The following is an 18,625-nucleotide window of genomic DNA, read 5'->3' as shown; positions in this document are numbered from 1 at the left end:
CCTTGGGGCCCTCCCTTCCAAGGGAGGGCCCCAAGGACTGCGTCCTCTGGACACCTGCAATTGGACTAACCTCTGTGTTAATCAGTCGGTTATCCATCCCATTGCCGTAAGATCGCTTCCGTCACTTCGTGACACGCTTCCAGCTTGCGCAAACAAAGATCTTTTCCATCAGCATCAGTTAATGATATGAGTTCAACTTGTGCAAACAAAGATCTCTTCCGCCAGATTGTGATATGGGTTCAGCTTTCACAAACAAAGATTTCTTTCATTAGTTAGTGACATGCTTCCAGCATGCACAAACATTAGCACCCATGAGTGAAAAACAGTAGAAGCTTTGGTGCGATATGAGCGATTTAAGCCATTTGAAACATCAGAATGAATGAAACCATTATAAATCGATTACAGCAGCTTAATAGCCCGTTTAACAACGGTGTCCCCCCTTTGTGAAGGGAGGACGGGTAAGGCGGTTGTCATTCGATTCTGTAGTATGGCTGCTATTGCTAGCTCATGGTTAATTAATCCGTATCGGTACCTTGCTCGTCTTCATCCAATACCTCTTCGGAATAATCACATGTTGGGCAAAGAAGCTTTGCTCCGCTGCGATTGCGCTTTTCAACAAGCTTGGACTCGCCGCATTGCGGGCAAGGTTTGTTCGTCGGTTTATCCCATGACACATAATCACAGCCTGGATATTGATCACAGCCATAAAATATACGTCCCTTTTTACTCCGACGCTCAATGATTTTGCCTTCTGCGCATTTCGGGCATGTAACACCGATATCTTTGACGATCGGTTTCGTATTGCGGCAATCCGGGAAGCCCGAGCACGCAAGGAACTTACCGAATCGGCCCATTTTATAGACTAAGTGGCGTCCGCACTTCTCACAAAGCTCATCAGACACCTCATCTTGAATTTCGATTTCCTTCATTTCATCTTCGGCAACTTCTAATCTTTTCTCAAAGGATTCGTAAAATGTAGCGAGCACCTTTACCCAATCCTCTGTGCCTTCTTCCACATGGTCGAGGTTGCCTTCCATGTTCGCTGTGAACTCCGCATCCAAAATTTCAGGGAAAAACTCTTCCATGAGCTGAATGACAAGATCTCCAAGCTCAGTTGGCATAAATTTTTTCTCTTCCATTGCAATGTATCCGCGCTTCTGAATCGTTTCCAGTGTCGGCGCATACGTACTTGGACGACCTATACCGAGCTCCTCAAGCGTCTTTACTAGTCGTGCCTCCGAAAAACGTGGCGGCGGCTGCGTAAAATGCTGTTTTGGATCTATCGATTCAGATTGAATGACATCTCCAGCGGCTAGAGGCGGCAAGAACTTATGCTCTTCAACTGTGCCGTCATCGTTGCCTTCCACATATACCTTCATAAAGCCGGCAAATTTCACTTTAGAACCAGTAGCTCTAAACGTTGTATCGCCTGCCTGCAAATCCACCGTCATCGTATCGAGCACTGCCGACTGCATCTGACTCGATACAAAACGTTCCCATACGAGCTTATACAGTCGCAGCTGATCACGACTCAAGAACGGTTTCATTGATTCGGGATCTCTTAATATGGACGTTGGCCGAATCGCTTCATGCGCGTCTTGAGCGTTGCTGTTTTTCTTTGTGTAAATGCGCGGTTGTTCAGGCACAAAAGCTTCGCCATACTTCTCAGAAATGAATTCTTTCGCTTCTTCTTGAGCGATAGGCGAGATGCGCGTAGAATCGGTTCTCATATAAGTAATTAAACCGACTGTACCTTCTTTACCCAGCTCAACGCCTTCATACAGCTGCTGTGCTACTGACATCGTCTTAGAAGCCCGGAAGCCAAGTTTCCTTGCCGCTTCCTGTTGAAGGGAGCTCGTTATAAATGGAGGCGCTGGATTGCGTAGACGCTCCTTCTCTCTCACGTCAGAGACTGTGAGCTTGCTGCCCTTCATCGCTTGGAGAACTTCCTCAACGTCAGCTTCCTTGCCTAACTCACGTTTTTCTCCATGAATGGAATGGTATTTCGCATCAAAAGGAATTCCTGCATGAGTCAGCTTCGCAGTGATGGACCAGTATTCCTCAGGGATGAATGCATCGATTTCGTTCTCACGATCGATGATGAGCTTAACGGCAACCGATTGAACCCTGCCGGCAGACAAGCCCTTCTTCACTTTTTTCCATAGGAGCGGACTAATCTTGTAACCAACCAATCGGTCCAAAATCCGTCTCGCCTGCTGCGCGTTCACTAAATCCATATTAATTTTGCGCGGTGTCTTAAAAGCATCCTTCACGGCCTGCTTCGTAATTTCATTAAATACAACGCGGCAAGTATCGGTCTCATCCAGCTCCAAATAATGCGCCAAATGCCAAGCAATCGCTTCACCTTCGCGATCCGGATCGGCTGCTAGAAAGACATGTTTCACTTTTTTGCTGGCATCCTTCAATTCCTTGAGGATGCTGCCTTTGCCGCGGATGGTTATGTATTTAGGATTAAAATCATTTTCAACCTCGACGCCGATCTGGCTTTTGGGCAAATCGCGAATATGTCCCATAGAAGCTTTAACGATATATTTACTGCCAAGATATTTACCAATCGTTTTGGCTTTCGCGGGTGATTCGACGATAACTAAAGAATCTGCCATGTAAGGCGCCTCCTCTCTCCATTGCAAGCTATAAAGCAATATATATTGATCCGGGCTGCAATTCAATTTTGCGTTTTATACATAAATTTAGCAGAAGTGCGTTCAAATGTCCAAACGGGAAGGCGGAAAGCTCGTGCAACTCATTAATAGATAAGGGCTGATCTCGCAAAAAAGCAATCAATTTACTCTCCTCAGGCGTGAGCTCCGGCTTATTTAATTCCTGTTCGGACTTGTTCGCTGCATCTGCTTCCTTGTAAGCTTTAAGTGCTTCCGGCAGCCAATTCAGCTCATCGATAATGTCTTCAACGCAGCTAATAAGCTTTGCTTCTCCGCGTTTGATGAGTGCATTTGGCCCCTCACTCTTAGGCGATAAGTTTGGACCGGGTATAGCAAACAACTCCCGAGACATGTCCATTGCATGCTGTGCTGTAATCAGAGAGCCGCTCTTCGTTGCGCCTTCCACAATAACCGTTCCTACAGATAAAGCCGCAATAATGCGATTGCGCTGTGGAAACTGTCCAGGATGCAGCGGAGTACCGATTGGCGTTTCTGAGACGAGCAAGCCATGCTCGGCAATTTTGTGATACAATGATAGATTCTCAGTTGGATAACACTTATCAATAGGCGTAGGCAGAACAGCAATCGTTCCTCCCGCTCCGTACAATGCTGCTTCATGGGCTTTGCTATCGACACCTTTGGCTAGGCCGCTAACCACCGTCAATCCTGCAGAGGAAAGCTCCTGTGCAAGCATAGTCGCTGATTGCCTGCCATATGCGGTCGGCACTCTTGTACCTACTACTGCAATTGCTGGACGCTGCAGCAGCTCAAGACGTCCTCTAGCATACAAGACCCAAGGCGGCTGTGCAATCTCTCTTAAAATTTTCGGATATTCGGTATCATAAGGCGTTAATGCGATTGCATTTACTGCAGCAACTGCTTCTGACGGATCTTCTGTCAAAATCCATGGCCGCTCAGCATAACGTTCAGCCGCTGCTTTCGCTTGACCGCGATGCAGGCCTATAGCAAGTAAATCTTCTATGCTCCATGATCGTTTATTCCAAAATTCATGGTGAACAGCCTTCTGAATTGCATGCCATCCTATGCCAGGAATTTCGTGAAAGGCAATAACCATTTGTCTACGAATATCTTGTTTTTTAGTCATCAGTACCAAGCCCCTTCTCTACTCGGGCTGGCCTACATACTTATCTATTGTGCGGTAGATAGCATAAGAATGCAAGTCAGCCGATAAAATAATGGCAATCCGCAAAAAAAAAAGCAACCTTCCAACTCCCGTTATCGGGTCGTTGAAAGGTTGCTTACCTTAGATCAAACTATATAATTATTTGCGTGTGATACATTTTTCAAGAAGGCCTTGCTCTTCAAGAACACTCACAAGCGTTGAACCCATCTCAGATGGTGTTGGAGCTACTTTAATGCCGCAAGCTTCAAGCGTTGCGATTTTTTCAGCAGCTGTTCCTTTACCACCGGAAATGATTGCGCCAGCATGTCCCATCCGTTTGCCCGGAGGCGCTGTTGCGCCGCCAATGAAGCCTACAACTGGTTTTTTCATGTTTGCTTTAATCCACTCAGCAGCTTCTTCCTCTGCTGTACCGCCGATTTCACCAATCATGATTACCGCGTAGGTATCTGGATCTTCATTGAAAAGATTCAAGATATCGATAAACTCAGAGCCCTTAACCGGGTCGCCGCCGATTCCTACTGCAGAAGATTGTCCAATTCCACGAGTCGTCAATTGATGAACCGCTTCATAAGTCAATGTTCCTGAGCGAGAAATTACGCCAACATGTCCAGCTGTATGAATGTAACCAGGCATAATGCCGATTTTGCATTCATCCGGCGTAATTACGCCTGGGCAGTTAGGTCCGATAAGAACGGTTTTGCTGCCGTCCATATAACGCTTAACTTTTACCATATCAAGCACGGGAATGCCTTCTGTAATACAGATAACAAGATCAAGCTCAGCGTCAACCGCTTCCATGATTGCATCTGCAGCAAATGCAGGTGGTACATAGATAACTGAAGCATTAGCGCCAGTAGCAGCTTTTGCTTGAGCAACCGTGTTGAAAACAGGCAATGATACGAGCGTGCCGTTATCAAGTGTAATATCAACGTTTGTGCCACCTTTACCAGGTGTTACGCCGCCGACCATTTGCGTACCGTATTCCAATCCGCCTTTGGTATGGAACAAGCCAGTTGCTCCTGTAATACCTTGGGTAATGACTTTTGTATCTTTATTAACCAAAATGCTCACTCTTAACTCACATCCCCTGAATGAATTCGTATGCGGCCTATGCCACACAGCAAGTTATCTTATTTCACGAGAGCGACAATCTTCTGCGCGCCGTCCGCCATGGAATCCGCAGCCACGATGTTCAATCCCGATTCTTTCAAAATAGTTTTGCCGAGGTCTACGTTAGTGCCTTCAAGACGAACAACGAGCGGACGGTCAAGACCGACTTGCTTCGCTGCTTCGACAACGCCATTTGCAATTACGTCACAACGCATAATGCCGCCGAAAATGTTAACGAAAATACCTTTAACTTTTTCATCAGACAAAATGATTTTGAACGCTTCAGTTACCTTCTCAGCTGTAGCACCGCCCCCTACGTCTAGGAAGTTGGCAGGGTCGCCGCCGTAATATTTAATAATATCCATTGTTGCCATCGCTAGGCCTGCACCGTTGACCAAGCAACCGATGTTGCCGTCAAGAGCGATGTAGCTAAGGTCGTATTTGGACGCTTCAATTTCTTTCGCGTCTTCTTCTTCCAAATCGCGAAGCTCAACGATATCTTTGTGACGATAAAGAGCATTTGAGTCGAAGTTCAATTTAGCATCAAGAGCAATAACTTGTCCGTCGCCAGTTACAACAAGCGGATTGATTTCTGCAATGGATGCATCTTTCTCAACAAAAGCTGTGTAGAGAGAAATCATGAACTTAACTGCTTTGTTAACAAGCTCATTAGGAATGTTGATTGCATAAGCTAGTTTGCGCGCTTGGAACGCTTGCAAGCCAACAGCTGGATCAACGATCTCCTTAATGATTTTCTCCGGGGAGTGCTCAGCAACTTCTTCAATCTCAGTGCCGCCCTCTTCCGAAGCCATCATAACGACACGACCTGTACCACGGTCTAATACTACGCCGATATAATATTCTTTCTTAATGTCGCAGCCTTCTTCGATCAGAAGACGTTTGACTTCCTTGCCTTCTGGACCTGTTTGATGCGTAACAAGCACTTTACCTAGAATCTCACTAGCATAAGCGCGCACTTCATCAAGATTTTTTGCTACTTTAACTCCGCCCGCTTTACCACGGCCGCCAGCGTGAATTTGTGCTTTCACGACAACAACCTTTGTTCCGAGCGATTTAGCCGCTTCAACAGCTTCGTCTACAGTGAAGGCTACTTTACCTTCAGGTACGACGACACCATACTGTTTAAGGACCGCTTTCCCTTGATATTCATGGATATTCATTGTTGAAATCCTCCATTTCACAGACTGAAATCAGTCATATGTACACAAACCTCTATTATTGTAGCACCTTTCCCCGCCAGTTACCTTACTTTCACACATAATTAATACGGCTTTTTTGATATGGGTTTCATCTCAAAATGAGATTAAAGCGATAAAACCAGCTGGAATGCTCGTTTTATAAGGGAAAATACCACGCCCTTTAGTATGACCCAATCCTAAAAATCATACCCGAAACATTTTAAATATTGACAATTTGAAGATAACTAAATTATGATATTGGCAAATTCATAACGATGGAACGGAATCGTAAGGAAGCACCTTCATTCACACATATGGGGGTGCTTTTTGTCGTGTTTAGTTTAATTCAAAGCGCAAGCGTTTATGGAGTTGATGGTAAAAGCATTTCGGTTGAGGTTGATATTTCAAGTGGGCTACCCCAAATCAACGTAGTGGGTTTGCCTGATCCTGCTGTTCGCGAATCTGTTGAACGTGTTCGAGCCGCTCTAAAAAATAGTGGTTTTACTTTTCCTATGGACAGAATTACGGTTAATCTAGCTCCTGCCGATTTGCGCAAGGAAGGCACTTCCTTTGACTTAGCCATTGCGGCGGGCATCTTAACTGCTAGCGGACAAATTAGCATTGCCCCTTTTGAGAATACGCTTCTTCTTGGAGAGCTCTCACTTAACGGCAATGTCCGTCCGGTAGCCGGCGTACTTGCCATGATTGAACAAGCGAAACGACTTGGCTTTAAGCGTGTCTTGCTGCCTGTCGCGAACGTCAAGGAAGCCATCTGGATTTCAGATATGGATTTGTTTGCGCTAAGCCACCTGAAAGAGCTTGATTTAATCAAAAAGAAACAATCCGACTGGAACGATATTCGTGTCGATCATAGAAACGATTCCAGCATTAGTCAAAGTGAAAACAAAGCATTTCTAGATAAGCAAGATGAAATTGGTGATTATGGAGATGTTATCGGTCAGCATCAAGCCAAACGAGCTATGCTTATAGCCGCGGCCGGCAAACACAATATATTGCTCAGCGGACCTCCAGGCACGGGTAAAACAATGATGATTCGGCGTCTGCCGGGGATACTGCCCTTATTGACTGAACAAGAAGCGCTGGAGGTTACGAAAATTTATAGTGTGGCTGGCAAGCTGCTGGATAGCTCTCACGGCCTTATTACACATCCACCATTTCGCGCTCCGCATCATACCATATCGTCCGGCGGACTGATTGGCGGTGGCTCTATCCCGAAGCCGGGAGAAGTTACACTTGCTCATCGCGGCGTGTTGTTTCTTGATGAATTACCAGAATTTCCGAGACAGGTGCTTGAGGTTTTGCGTCAGCCGCTGGAGGATCGTATAGTAACCATTTCCCGCTCCAAAGCCGTGTTCCAATTTCCAGCCAGCATTATGCTGGCTGCCTCCTTTAATCCGTGTCCATGCGGCTATTACGGGCATGAGTATGGCGATAAACGCTGCACTTGCAGCGCTACACTCATTAGCCGTTATCGTTCTAAGATTTCAGGTCCATTGCTTGATCGAATAGATTTACAGCTAGAAGTGCCAAGACCCATTTCTTTAGAGCATGCTTCAACTGGTCCATCACTTAATACTGCCCAAATGAAGCAGCTGGTGCTGGGTGCATATGCCTTTAAACAAGAACGCACAGCAGGCATGAGTCTCAATCCTATTGGATCATTAAACGGCGCTGCCCTTCGAAGGTCTGTAAATATAAAGCCGGAAGCCGCAAGCCTGCTGGAAAGTGCTTTTGAAGCGCTTGGAATCAGTATGCGGGCATACGATAGAATGCTGAAGCTGGCACGCACCATAGCCGATCTTGAAGCAAGCGACGCAGTCGATACGATGCATATCGCGGAAGCTATTCAATATCGCGGGCTTGATAAGCCGCTTTCTTAATAAAAAAACTTTCTCTGTAGGTTAGCTCCCATCAGAGAAAGTACAATTTGTTACCATTTTAGAACGCTGCCTCAAAATGCTTTAAAGAAATGATGCTCTCATCTGCACGGCTCAACGTTATCGCAATAACATCAAAGCGAATGGATGCATCTGAGCGCCCAACACTGCGTAAATAAACTTGAGCCGCGTCCCTTACCTTCTGTTGCTTGCGATAATCCACCGACTCCGCGGCTGTGCCGTATTTACCGCCTTCTTTTCTCGTACGCACCTCTACAAATACAAATCTATCAGAATGTTCAGCAATAATATCAATTTCTCCTATTCTACATCGCCAATTCTGCGTGAGAATATTATAATTCGCTTCTATTAAATACAAACAAGCTGCATCCTCGCCAAGCTGACCCGTAGCTTTCCTATGATCTAGTTTCCGCGTCCCACTCGCTCTTCCCTCATCATCACCCATCTATCATTTCCCTCGCTTTTCGGTCAGAACGATAAACAAAGCTTAAAATTTCTGCGACGAGCGTATACAGCTCGCCCGGAATTTCTTGATCGATATCAAGCTTAGAGAGCACTTCTACTAACGAGGAATCCTCTTGTACAGGAATGCCATTTTCCTTCGCTTTCTCAAGGATGAGATCCGCCAAATGCCCTTTCCCTTTCGCAACCATAACCGGAGCAGTACGTTCGCCTGGCTCGTATTTTAAAGCGACTGCTTTCCTGACTTTCGTTTGTGGCTGATTTTCACTCTGATCGCTGCTCATATACGATAATCGACTCCTTTGTAACGATTGGCTGCAAAGGCGCTCATATCCGTCATTTGCTGGTTCTTAACTGCTGCTGATGCTGCTTCCACCTTTGATTCCCCCGCTTTGGGAAGCGGCGTTGTTCGAAGTGAAAGCAGTTGATAGCCTGCTTGCTGCAAACTGGCAGCAATTTCATTTCGAGAACCTTCTGCAAGCGATGAGATTGCAGGATGATCATTCCACAAGTTTAAACTTACAATCTTGTCCATCACATTTACGTCAACCATCGTATCGCCCAGCGTATTCATCGACAAATTAAAGAGCAATCTGCAATTGGAAGCGTCAAGCTCTCCTTTTCGTCCTCTTCTTGTTTGAATATGAACCGAAGCGGTTTGTTTGCCGTCTGCGTTATTGATTGGAATAAACATCGTCACATGCGTGAGAACCGAGCTATTCCGCTCAGGAGTAAGCAAAAGCTGCTGGCCTGTTATTTGCTGTACAAGCTGCTGCGCTGTCTCCTTGAGCGCAGGAGGTGTATGATCCGATGAAACAAGAGCTAGCAATGCGCTTTTCAACGATTCCTGCTGAGCAGGCGGAGCAGAATCCGTCATTGGAATGCTATCTGCAACGGTCGAAAGAACGGCTAATGCTGCTCGTTCGACAATATGCTTTTGATCCGGCAGCCTTGCTTGCTGAGAATCCGCGGTTTCAAACTCTGCTGGTTTTGACAACATAACGGTTGGAGCAGCTTCTTTGCTGTTAGCCTCGACGATAGGAGTCTGCAGCGATGGTGCTGAAGCAGACGTTACAGTCGCCGGCTTCGCAGCAGTTTCCGTTGTTGCTGGCTGAGAAGCAGGCGCTTGCTGGCTCAATTGAGTATCCGCTGTAAAAACTTTGGCAAGCTGAAGCTCATGATCGACGCCCATCCATTTCATCATCTGTCCCAGCCAGTTGGGCTGACTTGACTGACTGGCTAATGCTCTAGCCGCTTGAGGATTAGCTTGTTGATCCGGAGCTTCGTCCTCAGACATAGCGACAGGTGCTGCAGTTGCCTGCGGCAAGTCCGTTTTGACGATTTGCGCGCTTAGTTGCTTTGCATTGGATATGTCCTTTGTAACGGCCTCTCCTGATCTTGGTGCACCAGACTCAGCCGTCACTCCACGAAGCAGCTCGAGCCCTTCCGTCAGAAGCGCTTGCACACGTGCAGCTGCTTGAGTTGCGGCTTTTGTTTCAACTGTCCCTTCATCCGAAACGCTCGTGAATGAAGTAATTTGCTGCTGCAACGTCTCAAGCAGCTCATGCGTGCTGCGCCCGAACATAACCTGCTGCATCGCACCTACAGTAGCGCCAGTCATAGGCAGCCCTCTTTTAAAGGTTGCGGCAGCGGACTGCATCCATTGCTCTGCATCTCCACCAGCCGGCATCGCGGATGCAGCTTGTTGAAAGGCTTGCGCAACGTCGCGGTTCAGAATAACGCCTTCCTTCCGCAAATCCTTTACGATCTGTGCAGCCCATTTCTGCTCTGGCAATGCCAGCTGTTTAGCCCATTCCTTGAACGTATCATCAGGCAATCCCACTTGACCAGGTTCAACCTGTTTAAGCATTACAAGCGCTCCGCTTGATTGAGGCTGCACTTGAAGCATTGCTGATTGTCCCACTTGAAGCGGCAGCTCTAGCTTTGCACGCACTTGTACACCGTTAATTTGTACGAGCGCTTCGTTATTTTCCATCACCTGCAAGATGACGCCTCTTACCACTTGTCCAACTTTAAGCTCCACAGCTCGTGTATCCGCACTAGAAGCCTCTCCTAAGAAGCTTCGCATCATTTGACTTATATTCATTTGTTCATTCGCCTCCGTTGCTCCAGCGCCATTCTATGCGTTTGCTCTTTGCACTTAAGCGAGCTCTTTACATAAGCATGTACGACTTCATTAAACCTATAAGCCTTATATCGGTCAAAATGAGCAAAGCTTGTAGCCGTTCACCCCAAAAAACAGCACAAAAACAAAATAACGCCCGATAATTACACTAGGCATCTTTTGCCTCGCACAATCAATCGAGCGTCATATAATATGTGCTGCGAGATGCAGCTAGAAGAGAAGCAGCTGCTCCTCTGTAAATAAGTTGCCGAGAAACGATCTGCGATGCAGAGGACTTGGTCCATTAGCTAGCAATCGCTCCCGATGAAGCTTCGTTGCATATCCCTTGTGTATGGCAATGCCATAAGCTGGATATTCCTGCTCCCATTCGGTCACACAAAGCCTATCGCGCGTAACCTTGGCAACGATTGAGGCTGCAGCGATCGATTGGCTTGTAGCATCCCCTTTAATGATCGAGAGCTGCGGCAAACTAACATCGACCTTCTCCGCATCAACAAGCAAATAGTCAGAAGGAACCTGTAACGATTCCACTGCAATTTTCATTGCAAGCCTAGCTGCCTGCTTAATATTGATTCGATCAACCGTTTCAGCATCAACACGAGCAGCCGACCACGCAACACATTCCTGCAAAATGATATCATACAGCTGGTCACGCTTTTTCTCGGAAAGCTTCTTGGAGTCGTTAACCCCTTCAATCACTAGCCCTGGCGGTAAAATAACGGCAGCTGCCACGACGTCTCCGAACAAGCAGCCTCGGCCAACCTCATCTACACCAGCAATCGCTTTAAATCCTTCTTCCCATAACGACTGTTCATATTGCAGCACGTTACGTTCCCCCGTTTCACATCAATAAGGTGGCGCTTCGAGCGTAATTCTTCCTAGCTTGCCTGAGCGCAAATCACGCAAAATGATTCCGGATGTTTTCTCCAAATCGACGTGTCCACCGCTAACAAGGCAGCCTCTCCGACGTCCGATATCTTCCATCACGCGCACGATTTCATCTGAATCCGTAGCGTCCTTTGGTGGCGTTTCAAGCTCATACCGCTCTTTCATGTTAGGCCAGTAACGATCTACCAGCTCACGCATCGCAAAAAACGCGATATCGTCAACATTCAAAATTTGTTCTCTAATGGCACCTGTCATAGCAAGCCTGTATCCGACGAGCTCGTCTTCAAACTTTGGCCACAATATGCCCGGTGTATCGAGCAGTTCCATTTCAGTTCCAATCTTAATCCATTGTTGTCCCTTCGTAACGCCAGGACGGTCGCCGGTTAAAGCAATAGCGCGTCCAGCGAGCTTGTTGATCAACGTGGATTTCCCGACATTCGGTATACCTACAATAAGTCCGCGAATTGCACGCGGATTTATGCCTTTTGCAATTTGACGTGCAATTTTCTCATGCAAAATTTGCTTTGCCTTGAGCGGAACCTCATTTACCTTCGTGCCTGTTGAGGAATCAATTGCGATCGATTCATGGCCTTCATTACGGAAATAAGCCATCCATTGCTCTGTCGTTTTTGGATCAGCCAAGTCGGATTTGTTTAATACGATCAATCTTGGCTTGCCGTTCAAAATTTCCTCAATCATCGGATTACGGCTAGATAGCGGAACCCGTGCATCCAATAGTTCGATGGCAAGATCGATTAGTTTGAGCTTGTCTTGTATTTGCCGTTTCGCCCGCGTCATATGACCCGGAAACCATTGAATGGTCATTTACTCACCTCATTTAGTCCAGTGCTTTATAAACTCTAGTTTGTTCAGCGGCCAAAAAATAATATCGGCACGTCCAACAACCTCTTTATCCGATACAAATCCGATAACCCTGCTATCTGTACTATCGCTGCGATTGTCGCCAAGTGCAAAAATCGTGTCCTCAGGAACAGTGATTTCAGATACATCGGAATTTATTCCTTTTTCGTTGTATAGCTTGCCTTCGGCATGTGCTGCCGCTACAGCTTCTTTTAAATAAGGCTCGTCTATTTTTTTATCATTAATATAAAGGTCATCGCCTTCGAGTCGAATTTTATCACCCGGTACGCCAATCACTCGTTTTATAAATTTTCGGCCTTGCTCTGGAACATCAAACACTACGACCTCACCAAATTTCGGCTCGCGTATCGTATACAAAATTTTATTTACTATTAACCGTTCGCCGGTCTCGAAATTAGGCTTCATGGAAGGTCCGTCGACGATGAATGGTGAAAACAAAAATTGACGAATGAGAAATACGAGAACGACCGCAATGACTAAAGCCTTGATCCATTCTACGACTTCTTTATAAGCTCCGCCCTGTTTTCCTGAGCCGGATGCATGGGCTGCTGCACGGTTTGGTAAATTCTGCTCAATGTCCGCATGTTCCTGCGTATTTTTCATTTCATGATCATTGCCATTGTCCAGCCCGTCATTTCGCTGCTGTGAGTCCATTCAGTCCGCCTTCTTCCCATATGCTGTAATATGTAAATGACCTTTGAGAAAAAACGAAAAGGAGCTTGTTTGCGCAAGCCCCTCTTGTCGTTTGTTCTTAACGAATTTCTTTAATACGAGCAGCTTTTCCGCGAAGACTACGTAGGTAGTACAATTTCGCGCGACGTACTTTACCACGGCGAGCCACTTCGATTTTTTCGATTTTAGGCGAGTTAAGCGGGAAAGTTCTTTCCACACCAACACCGTAGGAAATTTTACGCACTGTAAAAGTTTCGCTGATTCCACCGCCGCGACGTTTGATTACAACGCCTTCGAACAATTGGATACGCTCACGAGTTCCCTCGATAACTTTTACATGAACTTTTAGCGTGTCACCTGGACGAAAGTTCGGTAGACCTTGGCGCAGATTTTCTTGCGCGATTGTTTGCAAAAGATTCATTTGATTCACTCCTTCCACCATAGACGTTCTTATAAGCTCACCGGATTCCTCTGAATCGGTTCATCGCTGATAGCGGACCGTCCGACTTTACGAACAACATTAGAAATTTTACCATAGCTAGCCCAATAATACAACACGATTTTTTTATTCATAAATCATGTATACTAAATGATGACAAACACCGACATGAAGAGGTGACAAAATTGCACCATATTAAACAATCTTTTTTTAACAAAACAAAAGGGGGAATCGCATCTGTACTATTAATATTAACCATTTCTGCACCATTGCAAACCTCTGCTGAATCCTTGGCTTTTAAAGATACGAATGGACACTGGGCTGGCTCCTATATCTCTTGGGCTGTTGATCAGAAATTAGCTCAAGGTTATGGTGATAATTCCTTCAAGCCAAACAAGGTTGTTAATGAAGCTGAGTTTCTTGCTATGCTATTGAGAGCCTATGGATTAGTCACAACATCTTCTTCCAGCGCCAGCAATTGGACCAAGCCTTATTACGATTATGCGAATAATTTGGGCTGGCCTATCAATAACGCTTCGCAAAATGTCGAATTCCGACGTGGACAAGCTGCGTTGCTTCTGGCTTCCGCGGCAAATGGAAAAGAATTTACAGAGCAAAGCGCAATTCAGTGGCTGCTTGATGAGAAAATATCGAATGGACGCACCTCTGCCACCGTTAGCGGCTTCATACCAGATGGAAAGCTTACACGCGCTGAGGCGCTTACCTTCTTCTATAACCTCAAACTTCACTCAAAAGCGTTGTCCGATGCTAAAATTATTAACACAGGTGATCGCCTTCATGAAATAACGATAAACGATTCGCTGCAAAAGCTTCAACAAACGCTCGGAAAACCGTCTAGGATTGATCCAAGCGAATATGGTTTCTCCTGGTACGTTTATAATAGCAGCTATACCAACTACATGATGTTCGGCATCCAAAATGACCGGGTAATCGCTCTTTTCTCCAATGGCAAAGATAGCTGGGCGATGAAGTCGGGCATCCAGATCGGTCAAACGATTGGTAATGCCAAAAAGCTGGTTGGCGAAGCAACCAATGTCGAGACAAATAACGATTATTATGCTTACACTACAAAAAAAGTACATACCGTTCTCTTCATTGACCGACGTGATGGAAACAAAATAGCTGGTGTCATGCAAATGGATCAAGCCGTTTCCAAATCCACAGCGTTAAAATCAGCCAATACATCCAAGCTGGCAGACGCATATGAACAACAGCTCTTTGATCTTACTAACGCTGAACGCGCTGTTCGCAAAATACCTCTGCTGCAATGGGACAAGCTCGCTGCTGCCTCTGCGCATGGTCACAGCAACGATATGAGTACACGTAAATTTTTTGACCATACGAATCCAGACGGCTCGTCTCCCTTTGACCGAATGAAAGCAAATGGCGTTAAGTATCACTCAGCTGCTGAAAACATAGCTGCCGGATACAAAAATAGCATTTTTGCTCACTATGGCTGGGTCAATTCTACAGAAGGCCATCGTGAAGCACTATTAAATAGCAAGCTTGAGCGACTAGGTACAGGTGTTGCATTAGGCGGAACCTATAACGTCTACTATACCCAAAATTTTTACACGCCATAATCATCGAATACTTCTAATTAAACAAAGCCGCAACGAAATTCGTTGCGGCTTTGTTTACTAGCTAGGGTCGTACTATTTGCCTGTCTTATTAGGCTCCTGCTTTAACTGTGAAGCCACCCATTTGCGTTCCTTGTCCGTAAGCGGGGCGCTCTTTAGAAGGTCAGGACGGCGCTGCAGCGTCCGCAGCAGCGACTGCTCACGACGCCACACCTCAATATTCGCATGATGACCAGATATCAGTACATCCGGGACATCCCAGCCGCGGAACGACGCAGGCCGAGTATAATGGGGATGCTCAAGCAAACCTGTGCTATATGAATCTGTAACGGCAGAAGTTTCATTGCCAAGCACTCCTGGTAGTAATCTAACAACGCTATCGATGAGCACCATCGCAGGTATTTCTCCACCCGTAAGCACGTAATCACCAATCGACAGCTCGTCTGTTACAAGATGGTCGCGTATACGCTCATCATAACCTTCATAGTGACCGCAAATAAGAACCAAATGCTGTTCCTTTGCAAGCTCTTCAGCCTTCTTCTGCGTAAACTGTGCTCCTTGCGGGCATAGAAGAATAACACGCGGCTTTATATTGTCATCCAGCTTTAGATCCTCTACCGCAGCAAAGACCGGATCTGGCTTCAAGACCATGCCGCCACCGCCGCCGTATGGATAATCATCAACCGTGTTATGCTTATTGCCTGAATAAGCACGGAAGTTGATTGCTTGAGGGGATACGATCCCCTTTTCTTTCGCTTTTCCTAAAATGCTCGAATTGAACACGCCGTCGAACATTTCGGGAAACAGCGTCAGCACATCTATTTTCATCGGTTAAATCAATCCTTCCATCAAATGGACCGTTACGATTTTCTCTTTTGTGTCGACATTGACTAAGACATCATCGATAACAGGCAAAAGCAATTGCTTCCCCGAGCCCTTCGGACGATCCACTACCCACACATCATTTGCGCCTGGGCTTAAAATTTCCGAAATCGTGCCCAGCTCCTCGCCTTCCTCAGTAACGACGCGGCAGCCTATAATTTCGTGATAATAATATTCTCCTTCTTCAAGCTCAAGCTGCTGGTCGGCTGAAATTTTCAATACCCAGCCTTTATATTTCTCAACCGCATTAATATCAGTGAAGCCTTCCAGCTTCAATATGTATACGTTTTTGTTCGCGCGTGAGCTGATTACTTTAACTTCCAGCGAAGCTCCGCTTTCCTCGTTCACCATAAGCAGCTTGTTTCCAGAAGCAAATCTATCCTCTGCAAAATCCGTTTGCGAAAGAATTTTCAGCTCTCCGCGGATACCGTGCGTATTAACGACTTTCCCGACTGTAAACCATTTTTCGTTCATTAGAACCAGCCCTTCATATGTGTATAGCCTTATTATACATGCAAAAACGGCTTCGTTCCATGTTGAAGAACGAAGCCGTAATGATTAGCGACATCCATGGACAAGTGTACATATTGAAAAGAAGGTTAGGACATTCATCCCAACCTTCTCTTCATACGTACATCATGACATAATGTCGACGATGACACGCTTTTGCGATTTCACGGAAGCAGAAGTCACAACCGTGCGAATCGCTTTCGCTATGCGTCCCTGTTTACCGATGATTTTACCGATATCCTCGGGGTGAACCGAAAGCTCGTATATCGTGCCACGGTCATCATCCTTCACATTGATTTGCACCTGTTCAGGATGATCAACCAATGCCTTCGCTATGACAAGAATCAATTCTTTCATCTCAAGGCCCTCCGCTATTCAACAGTTATTTCTGTTGCTTAAGCTCATGGAACTTTTTAAGAACACCAGCTTTGGAAAGCAAGTCACGAACGGTATCAGAAGCTTGCGCTCCAGTTTGCAACCATTTTAGCGCTTTCTCTTCATCAATCTTAACTTGAGCCGGTTGTGCAACCGGGTTATAAGTACCGATTTCTTCGATAAAACGACCATCACGCGGCGAACGGGAATCCGAAACTACTACGCGGTAGAAAGGAGCTTTGTGAGCACCAATTCTTTTCAAACGAATACGTACTGCCATTAAAAATTCACCTCCTTCAAAGAGTAAACAACCATTAAAACGGGAACTTCATATTTTTGCCGAGCATACCTTTTAGGCCCTTCTTGCCGCCCTTAGGTCCTTTCGGTCCCATCATCGATGAGAATTGCTTCATCATTTTTTTCATATCGTCAAACTGCTTAATGAGGCGGTTAACCTCAACGATCGTTGTTCCGCTGCCTGCAGCAACACGCTTGCGGCGACTGTGATTAAGCAGCTCTGGCTTTTGCTTCTCCTCTTTCGTCATGGAGCGGACAATAGCCTCGACGCGGCCGATTTGTTTCTCATCGACCTTCATATCCTTCATGCCCTTCATCTTGTTCATGCCGGGCAGCATATCCATAATTTGATCAAGCGGCCCCAAATTGCGAACCTGCTCCATCTGCTCAAGGAAATCGTCAAACGTAAACTCTGCTGTACGCATTTTACGTTCCATTTCCTTCGCTTTATCTGCATCAATATTCGACTGCGCCTTCTCAATAAGCGATAGCATATCGCCCATGCCGAGAATACGTGAAGCCATACGCTCTGGATGGAACGGCTCCAAGGAGTCGATCTTCTCACCCATTGCTGCGAATTTAATCGGACAGCCTGTAACTGCTTTTACCGACAGCGCCGCGCCACCGCGAGTATCGCCATCGAGCTTCGTTAGTACAACGCCTGTTAAAGCGAGCTGTTCATGAAAGCTCTGTGCAACGTTTACAGCATCTTGTCCTGTCATTGCATCAACAACGAGGAGAACCTCATCCGGCTTTGTAACCTGATGAATTTGCTTAAGCTCTTCCATCAGCTCTTCGTCGATATGTAAACGACCGGCGGTATCAATGATGACATAATCATTGCCGTTCTCTTTGGCATGCTGTAGTCCAGCGCGCGCAATCTCTACAGGTGATGTCTGATCACCCAAGGAGAAGACCGGCGCATTGATTTGTTCACCAAGCACTTGAAGCTGCTTAATGGCAGCAGGACGATAAATATCACAAGCGATAAGAAGCGGCTTATTGTTGCTCTTCTGAAGCAATTTTGCCAGCTTGCCTGAGGTTGTTGTCTTACCCGCACCTTGCAAACCCGCCATCATAATGACTGTCGGAGGCTTATTAGCCTTTACCAGCTTGCTCTGCGTGCCGCCCATCAGCTCGGTCAGCTCTTTATTTACGATATCGATGACGACCATGCCGGGCGTGAAGCTCTTGGATACATCAAGGCCAATAGCCCGTTCCTTCACCTTCGCAATAAAGTCCTTCACGACTTTAAAGTTAACGTCTGCCTCTAGAAGCGCCAAACGTACTTCACGCATTGCTTCGCTAACATCATCCTCGGAAACCTTGCCCTTGCCCCTCAGCTTGCTGAACACATTTTGAAGCCGACTCGATAAGCTCTCAAATGCTGCCATGTACCGTCACCTCCATTCTTCATG

Annotated in this window: 18 protein-coding genes; 2 read left to right on the top strand and 16 right to left on the bottom strand. The window is 46.1% G+C overall.

The window, feature by feature from the left end:
• Positions 1-515 precede the first annotated feature (515 nt).
• The 4 genes from topA to sucC all read right to left on the bottom strand — a co-directional run bounded on the left by topA (position 516) and on the right by sucC (position 6,116).
• On the bottom strand, positions 516-2,624 hold the full coding sequence (gene topA, locus BK120_RS15315; RefSeq protein WP_076268350.1) for a type I DNA topoisomerase: 2,109 nt from the start codon (positions 2,622-2,624) through the stop codon (positions 516-518).
• Positions 2,625-2,652: 28 nt separating this feature from the next.
• Positions 2,653-3,786: a DNA-processing protein DprA gene (gene dprA, locus BK120_RS15310; protein ID WP_076268349.1), complete on the bottom strand. Its 1,134-nt coding sequence runs from the start codon at positions 3,784-3,786 to the stop codon at positions 2,653-2,655.
• Positions 3,787-3,963: 177 nt separating this feature from the next.
• Positions 3,964-4,896 (bottom strand): succinate--CoA ligase subunit alpha, encoded by a 933-nt coding sequence (sucD, locus tag BK120_RS15305; RefSeq protein WP_053375706.1) that lies wholly within the window; start codon positions 4,894-4,896, stop codon positions 3,964-3,966.
• Between the two features lie 59 nt (positions 4,897-4,955).
• Positions 4,956-6,116, bottom strand: a complete 1,161-nt coding sequence (gene sucC / locus BK120_RS15300; RefSeq protein WP_076268348.1) for an ADP-forming succinate--CoA ligase subunit beta — start codon at positions 6,114-6,116, stop codon at positions 4,956-4,958.
• 350 nt (positions 6,117-6,466) lie between these two features.
• Between sucC and BK120_RS15295 the strand changes: the two genes are divergently transcribed.
• Positions 6,467-8,035 carry a YifB family Mg chelatase-like AAA ATPase gene (locus BK120_RS15295; protein WP_076268375.1) on the top strand — a complete coding sequence of 523 codons (1,569 nt, stop codon included), beginning with the start codon at positions 6,467-6,469 and terminating at the stop codon, positions 8,033-8,035.
• A gap of 58 nt (positions 8,036-8,093) precedes the next feature.
• On the opposite strand, the gene BK120_RS15290 is transcribed toward BK120_RS15295, so the two are convergent.
• The 7 genes from BK120_RS15290 to rplS all read right to left on the bottom strand — a co-directional run bounded on the left by BK120_RS15290 (position 8,094) and on the right by rplS (position 13,524).
• On the bottom strand, positions 8,094-8,498 hold the full coding sequence (locus tag BK120_RS15290; protein ID WP_076268347.1) for a YraN family protein: 405 nt from the start codon (positions 8,496-8,498) through the stop codon (positions 8,094-8,096).
• Entirely contained in the window at positions 8,491-8,799 is a 309-nt protein-coding gene (locus BK120_RS15285; RefSeq protein WP_076268346.1) for an EscU/YscU/HrcU family type III secretion system export apparatus switch protein, read from the bottom strand. The genes BK120_RS15290 and BK120_RS15285 overlap by 8 nt, the downstream gene beginning before the upstream one ends.
• Positions 8,796-10,622 carry a hypothetical protein gene (locus BK120_RS15280; protein WP_076268345.1) on the bottom strand — a complete coding sequence of 609 codons (1,827 nt, stop codon included), beginning with the start codon at positions 10,620-10,622 and terminating at the stop codon, positions 8,796-8,798. Before BK120_RS15280 ends, BK120_RS15285 begins: the two co-directional genes overlap by 4 nt.
• Positions 10,623-10,871: 249 nt before the next feature.
• Positions 10,872-11,486: a ribonuclease HII gene (locus BK120_RS15275; protein WP_076268344.1), complete on the bottom strand. Its 615-nt coding sequence runs from the start codon at positions 11,484-11,486 to the stop codon at positions 10,872-10,874.
• Between the two features lie 21 nt (positions 11,487-11,507).
• Entirely contained in the window at positions 11,508-12,374 is an 867-nt protein-coding gene (gene ylqF, locus BK120_RS15270; RefSeq protein ID WP_076268343.1) for a ribosome biogenesis GTPase YlqF, read from the bottom strand.
• Positions 12,375-12,383: 9 nt separating this feature from the next.
• A complete protein-coding gene (gene lepB / locus BK120_RS15265) occupies positions 12,384-13,085 on the bottom strand; it encodes a signal peptidase I (protein WP_256710900.1) in 702 nt (233 codons plus the stop codon).
• A gap of 97 nt (positions 13,086-13,182) precedes the next feature.
• The gene (rplS, locus tag BK120_RS15260; RefSeq protein WP_053375699.1) at positions 13,183-13,524 is read right to left on the bottom strand and encodes a 50S ribosomal protein L19; all 342 of its coding nucleotides are present in this window, start codon (positions 13,522-13,524) and stop codon (positions 13,183-13,185) included.
• Positions 13,525-13,727: 203 nt separating this feature from the next.
• Here rplS and BK120_RS15255 point away from each other — a divergent pair, with 203 nt between their 5' ends.
• Complete coding sequence (locus tag BK120_RS15255) at positions 13,728-15,146, top strand: CAP-associated domain-containing protein (protein ID WP_076268342.1); 1,419 nt, start codon at positions 13,728-13,730, stop codon at positions 15,144-15,146.
• A gap of 72 nt (positions 15,147-15,218) precedes the next feature.
• On the opposite strand, the gene trmD is transcribed toward BK120_RS15255, so the two are convergent.
• The 5 genes from trmD to ffh all read right to left on the bottom strand — a co-directional run bounded on the left by trmD (position 15,219) and on the right by ffh (position 18,601).
• Positions 15,219-15,971: a tRNA (guanosine(37)-N1)-methyltransferase TrmD gene (gene trmD / locus BK120_RS15250; RefSeq protein ID WP_076268341.1), complete on the bottom strand. Its 753-nt coding sequence runs from the start codon at positions 15,969-15,971 to the stop codon at positions 15,219-15,221.
• Positions 15,972-15,974: 3 nt separating this feature from the next.
• Positions 15,975-16,499 carry a ribosome maturation factor RimM gene (gene rimM / locus BK120_RS15245; protein WP_076268340.1) on the bottom strand — a complete coding sequence of 175 codons (525 nt, stop codon included), beginning with the start codon at positions 16,497-16,499 and terminating at the stop codon, positions 15,975-15,977.
• 162 nt (positions 16,500-16,661) lie between these two features.
• Positions 16,662-16,892, bottom strand: coding sequence for a KH domain-containing protein (locus tag BK120_RS15240; RefSeq protein ID WP_076268339.1), 231 nt, complete (start codon positions 16,890-16,892; stop codon positions 16,662-16,664).
• Between the two features lie 25 nt (positions 16,893-16,917).
• Positions 16,918-17,190, bottom strand: a complete 273-nt coding sequence (gene rpsP, locus BK120_RS15235; protein WP_053375694.1) for a 30S ribosomal protein S16 — start codon at positions 17,188-17,190, stop codon at positions 16,918-16,920.
• Positions 17,191-17,224: 34 nt separating this feature from the next.
• Complete coding sequence (gene ffh / locus BK120_RS15230; protein WP_076268338.1) at positions 17,225-18,601, bottom strand: signal recognition particle protein; 1,377 nt, start codon at positions 18,599-18,601, stop codon at positions 17,225-17,227.
• Positions 18,602-18,625 lie beyond the last annotated feature (24 nt).

This window comes from Paenibacillus sp. FSL A5-0031, assembly GCF_001956295.1.
In the GTDB taxonomy this organism is placed as follows: Bacteria; Bacillota; Bacilli; order Paenibacillales; family Paenibacillaceae; genus Pristimantibacillus.
The sequence above is the reverse complement of the archived record's forward strand: the minus strand, read 5'-3'. Positions and strand labels throughout refer to the sequence as shown.

What these genes read in the sequence shown, in the direction of transcription:
- trmD (WP_076268341.1), bottom strand. Translation starts at nt 15,971, where the DNA reads ATGAAAATAGATGTGCTGACGCTGTTTCCCGAAATGTTCGACGGCGTG.
- rplS (WP_053375699.1), bottom strand. Translation starts at nt 13,524, where the DNA reads ATGAATCTTTTGCAAACAATCGCGCAAGAAAATCTGCGCCAAGGTCTA.
- ylqF (WP_076268343.1), bottom strand. Translation starts at nt 12,374, where the DNA reads ATGACCATTCAATGGTTTCCGGGTCATATGACGCGGGCGAAACGGCAA.
- BK120_RS15290 (WP_076268347.1), bottom strand. Translation starts at nt 8,498, where the DNA reads ATGGGTGATGATGAGGGAAGAGCGAGTGGGACGCGGAAACTAGATCAT.
- rimM (WP_076268340.1), bottom strand. Translation starts at nt 16,499, where the DNA reads ATGAACGAAAAATGGTTTACAGTCGGGAAAGTCGTTAATACGCACGGT.
- rpsP (WP_053375694.1), bottom strand. Translation starts at nt 17,190, where the DNA reads ATGGCAGTACGTATTCGTTTGAAAAGAATTGGTGCTCACAAAGCTCCT.
- ffh (WP_076268338.1), bottom strand. Translation starts at nt 18,601, where the DNA reads ATGGCAGCATTTGAGAGCTTATCGAGTCGGCTTCAAAATGTGTTCAGC.
- BK120_RS15240 (WP_076268339.1), bottom strand. Translation starts at nt 16,892, where the DNA reads ATGAAAGAATTGATTCTTGTCATAGCGAAGGCATTGGTTGATCATCCT.
- topA (WP_076268350.1), bottom strand. Translation starts at nt 2,624, where the DNA reads ATGGCAGATTCTTTAGTTATCGTCGAATCACCCGCGAAAGCCAAAACG.
- BK120_RS15280 (WP_076268345.1), bottom strand. Translation starts at nt 10,622, where the DNA reads ATGAATATAAGTCAAATGATGCGAAGCTTCTTAGGAGAGGCTTCTAGT.
- BK120_RS15285 (WP_076268346.1), bottom strand. Translation starts at nt 8,799, where the DNA reads ATGAGCAGCGATCAGAGTGAAAATCAGCCACAAACGAAAGTCAGGAAA.
- lepB (WP_256710900.1), bottom strand. Translation starts at nt 13,085, where the DNA reads ATGGACTCACAGCAGCGAAATGACGGGCTGGACAATGGCAATGATCAT.
- sucC (WP_076268348.1), bottom strand. Translation starts at nt 6,116, where the DNA reads ATGAATATCCATGAATATCAAGGGAAAGCGGTCCTTAAACAGTATGGT.
- dprA (WP_076268349.1), bottom strand. Translation starts at nt 3,786, where the DNA reads ATGACTAAAAAACAAGATATTCGTAGACAAATGGTTATTGCCTTTCAC.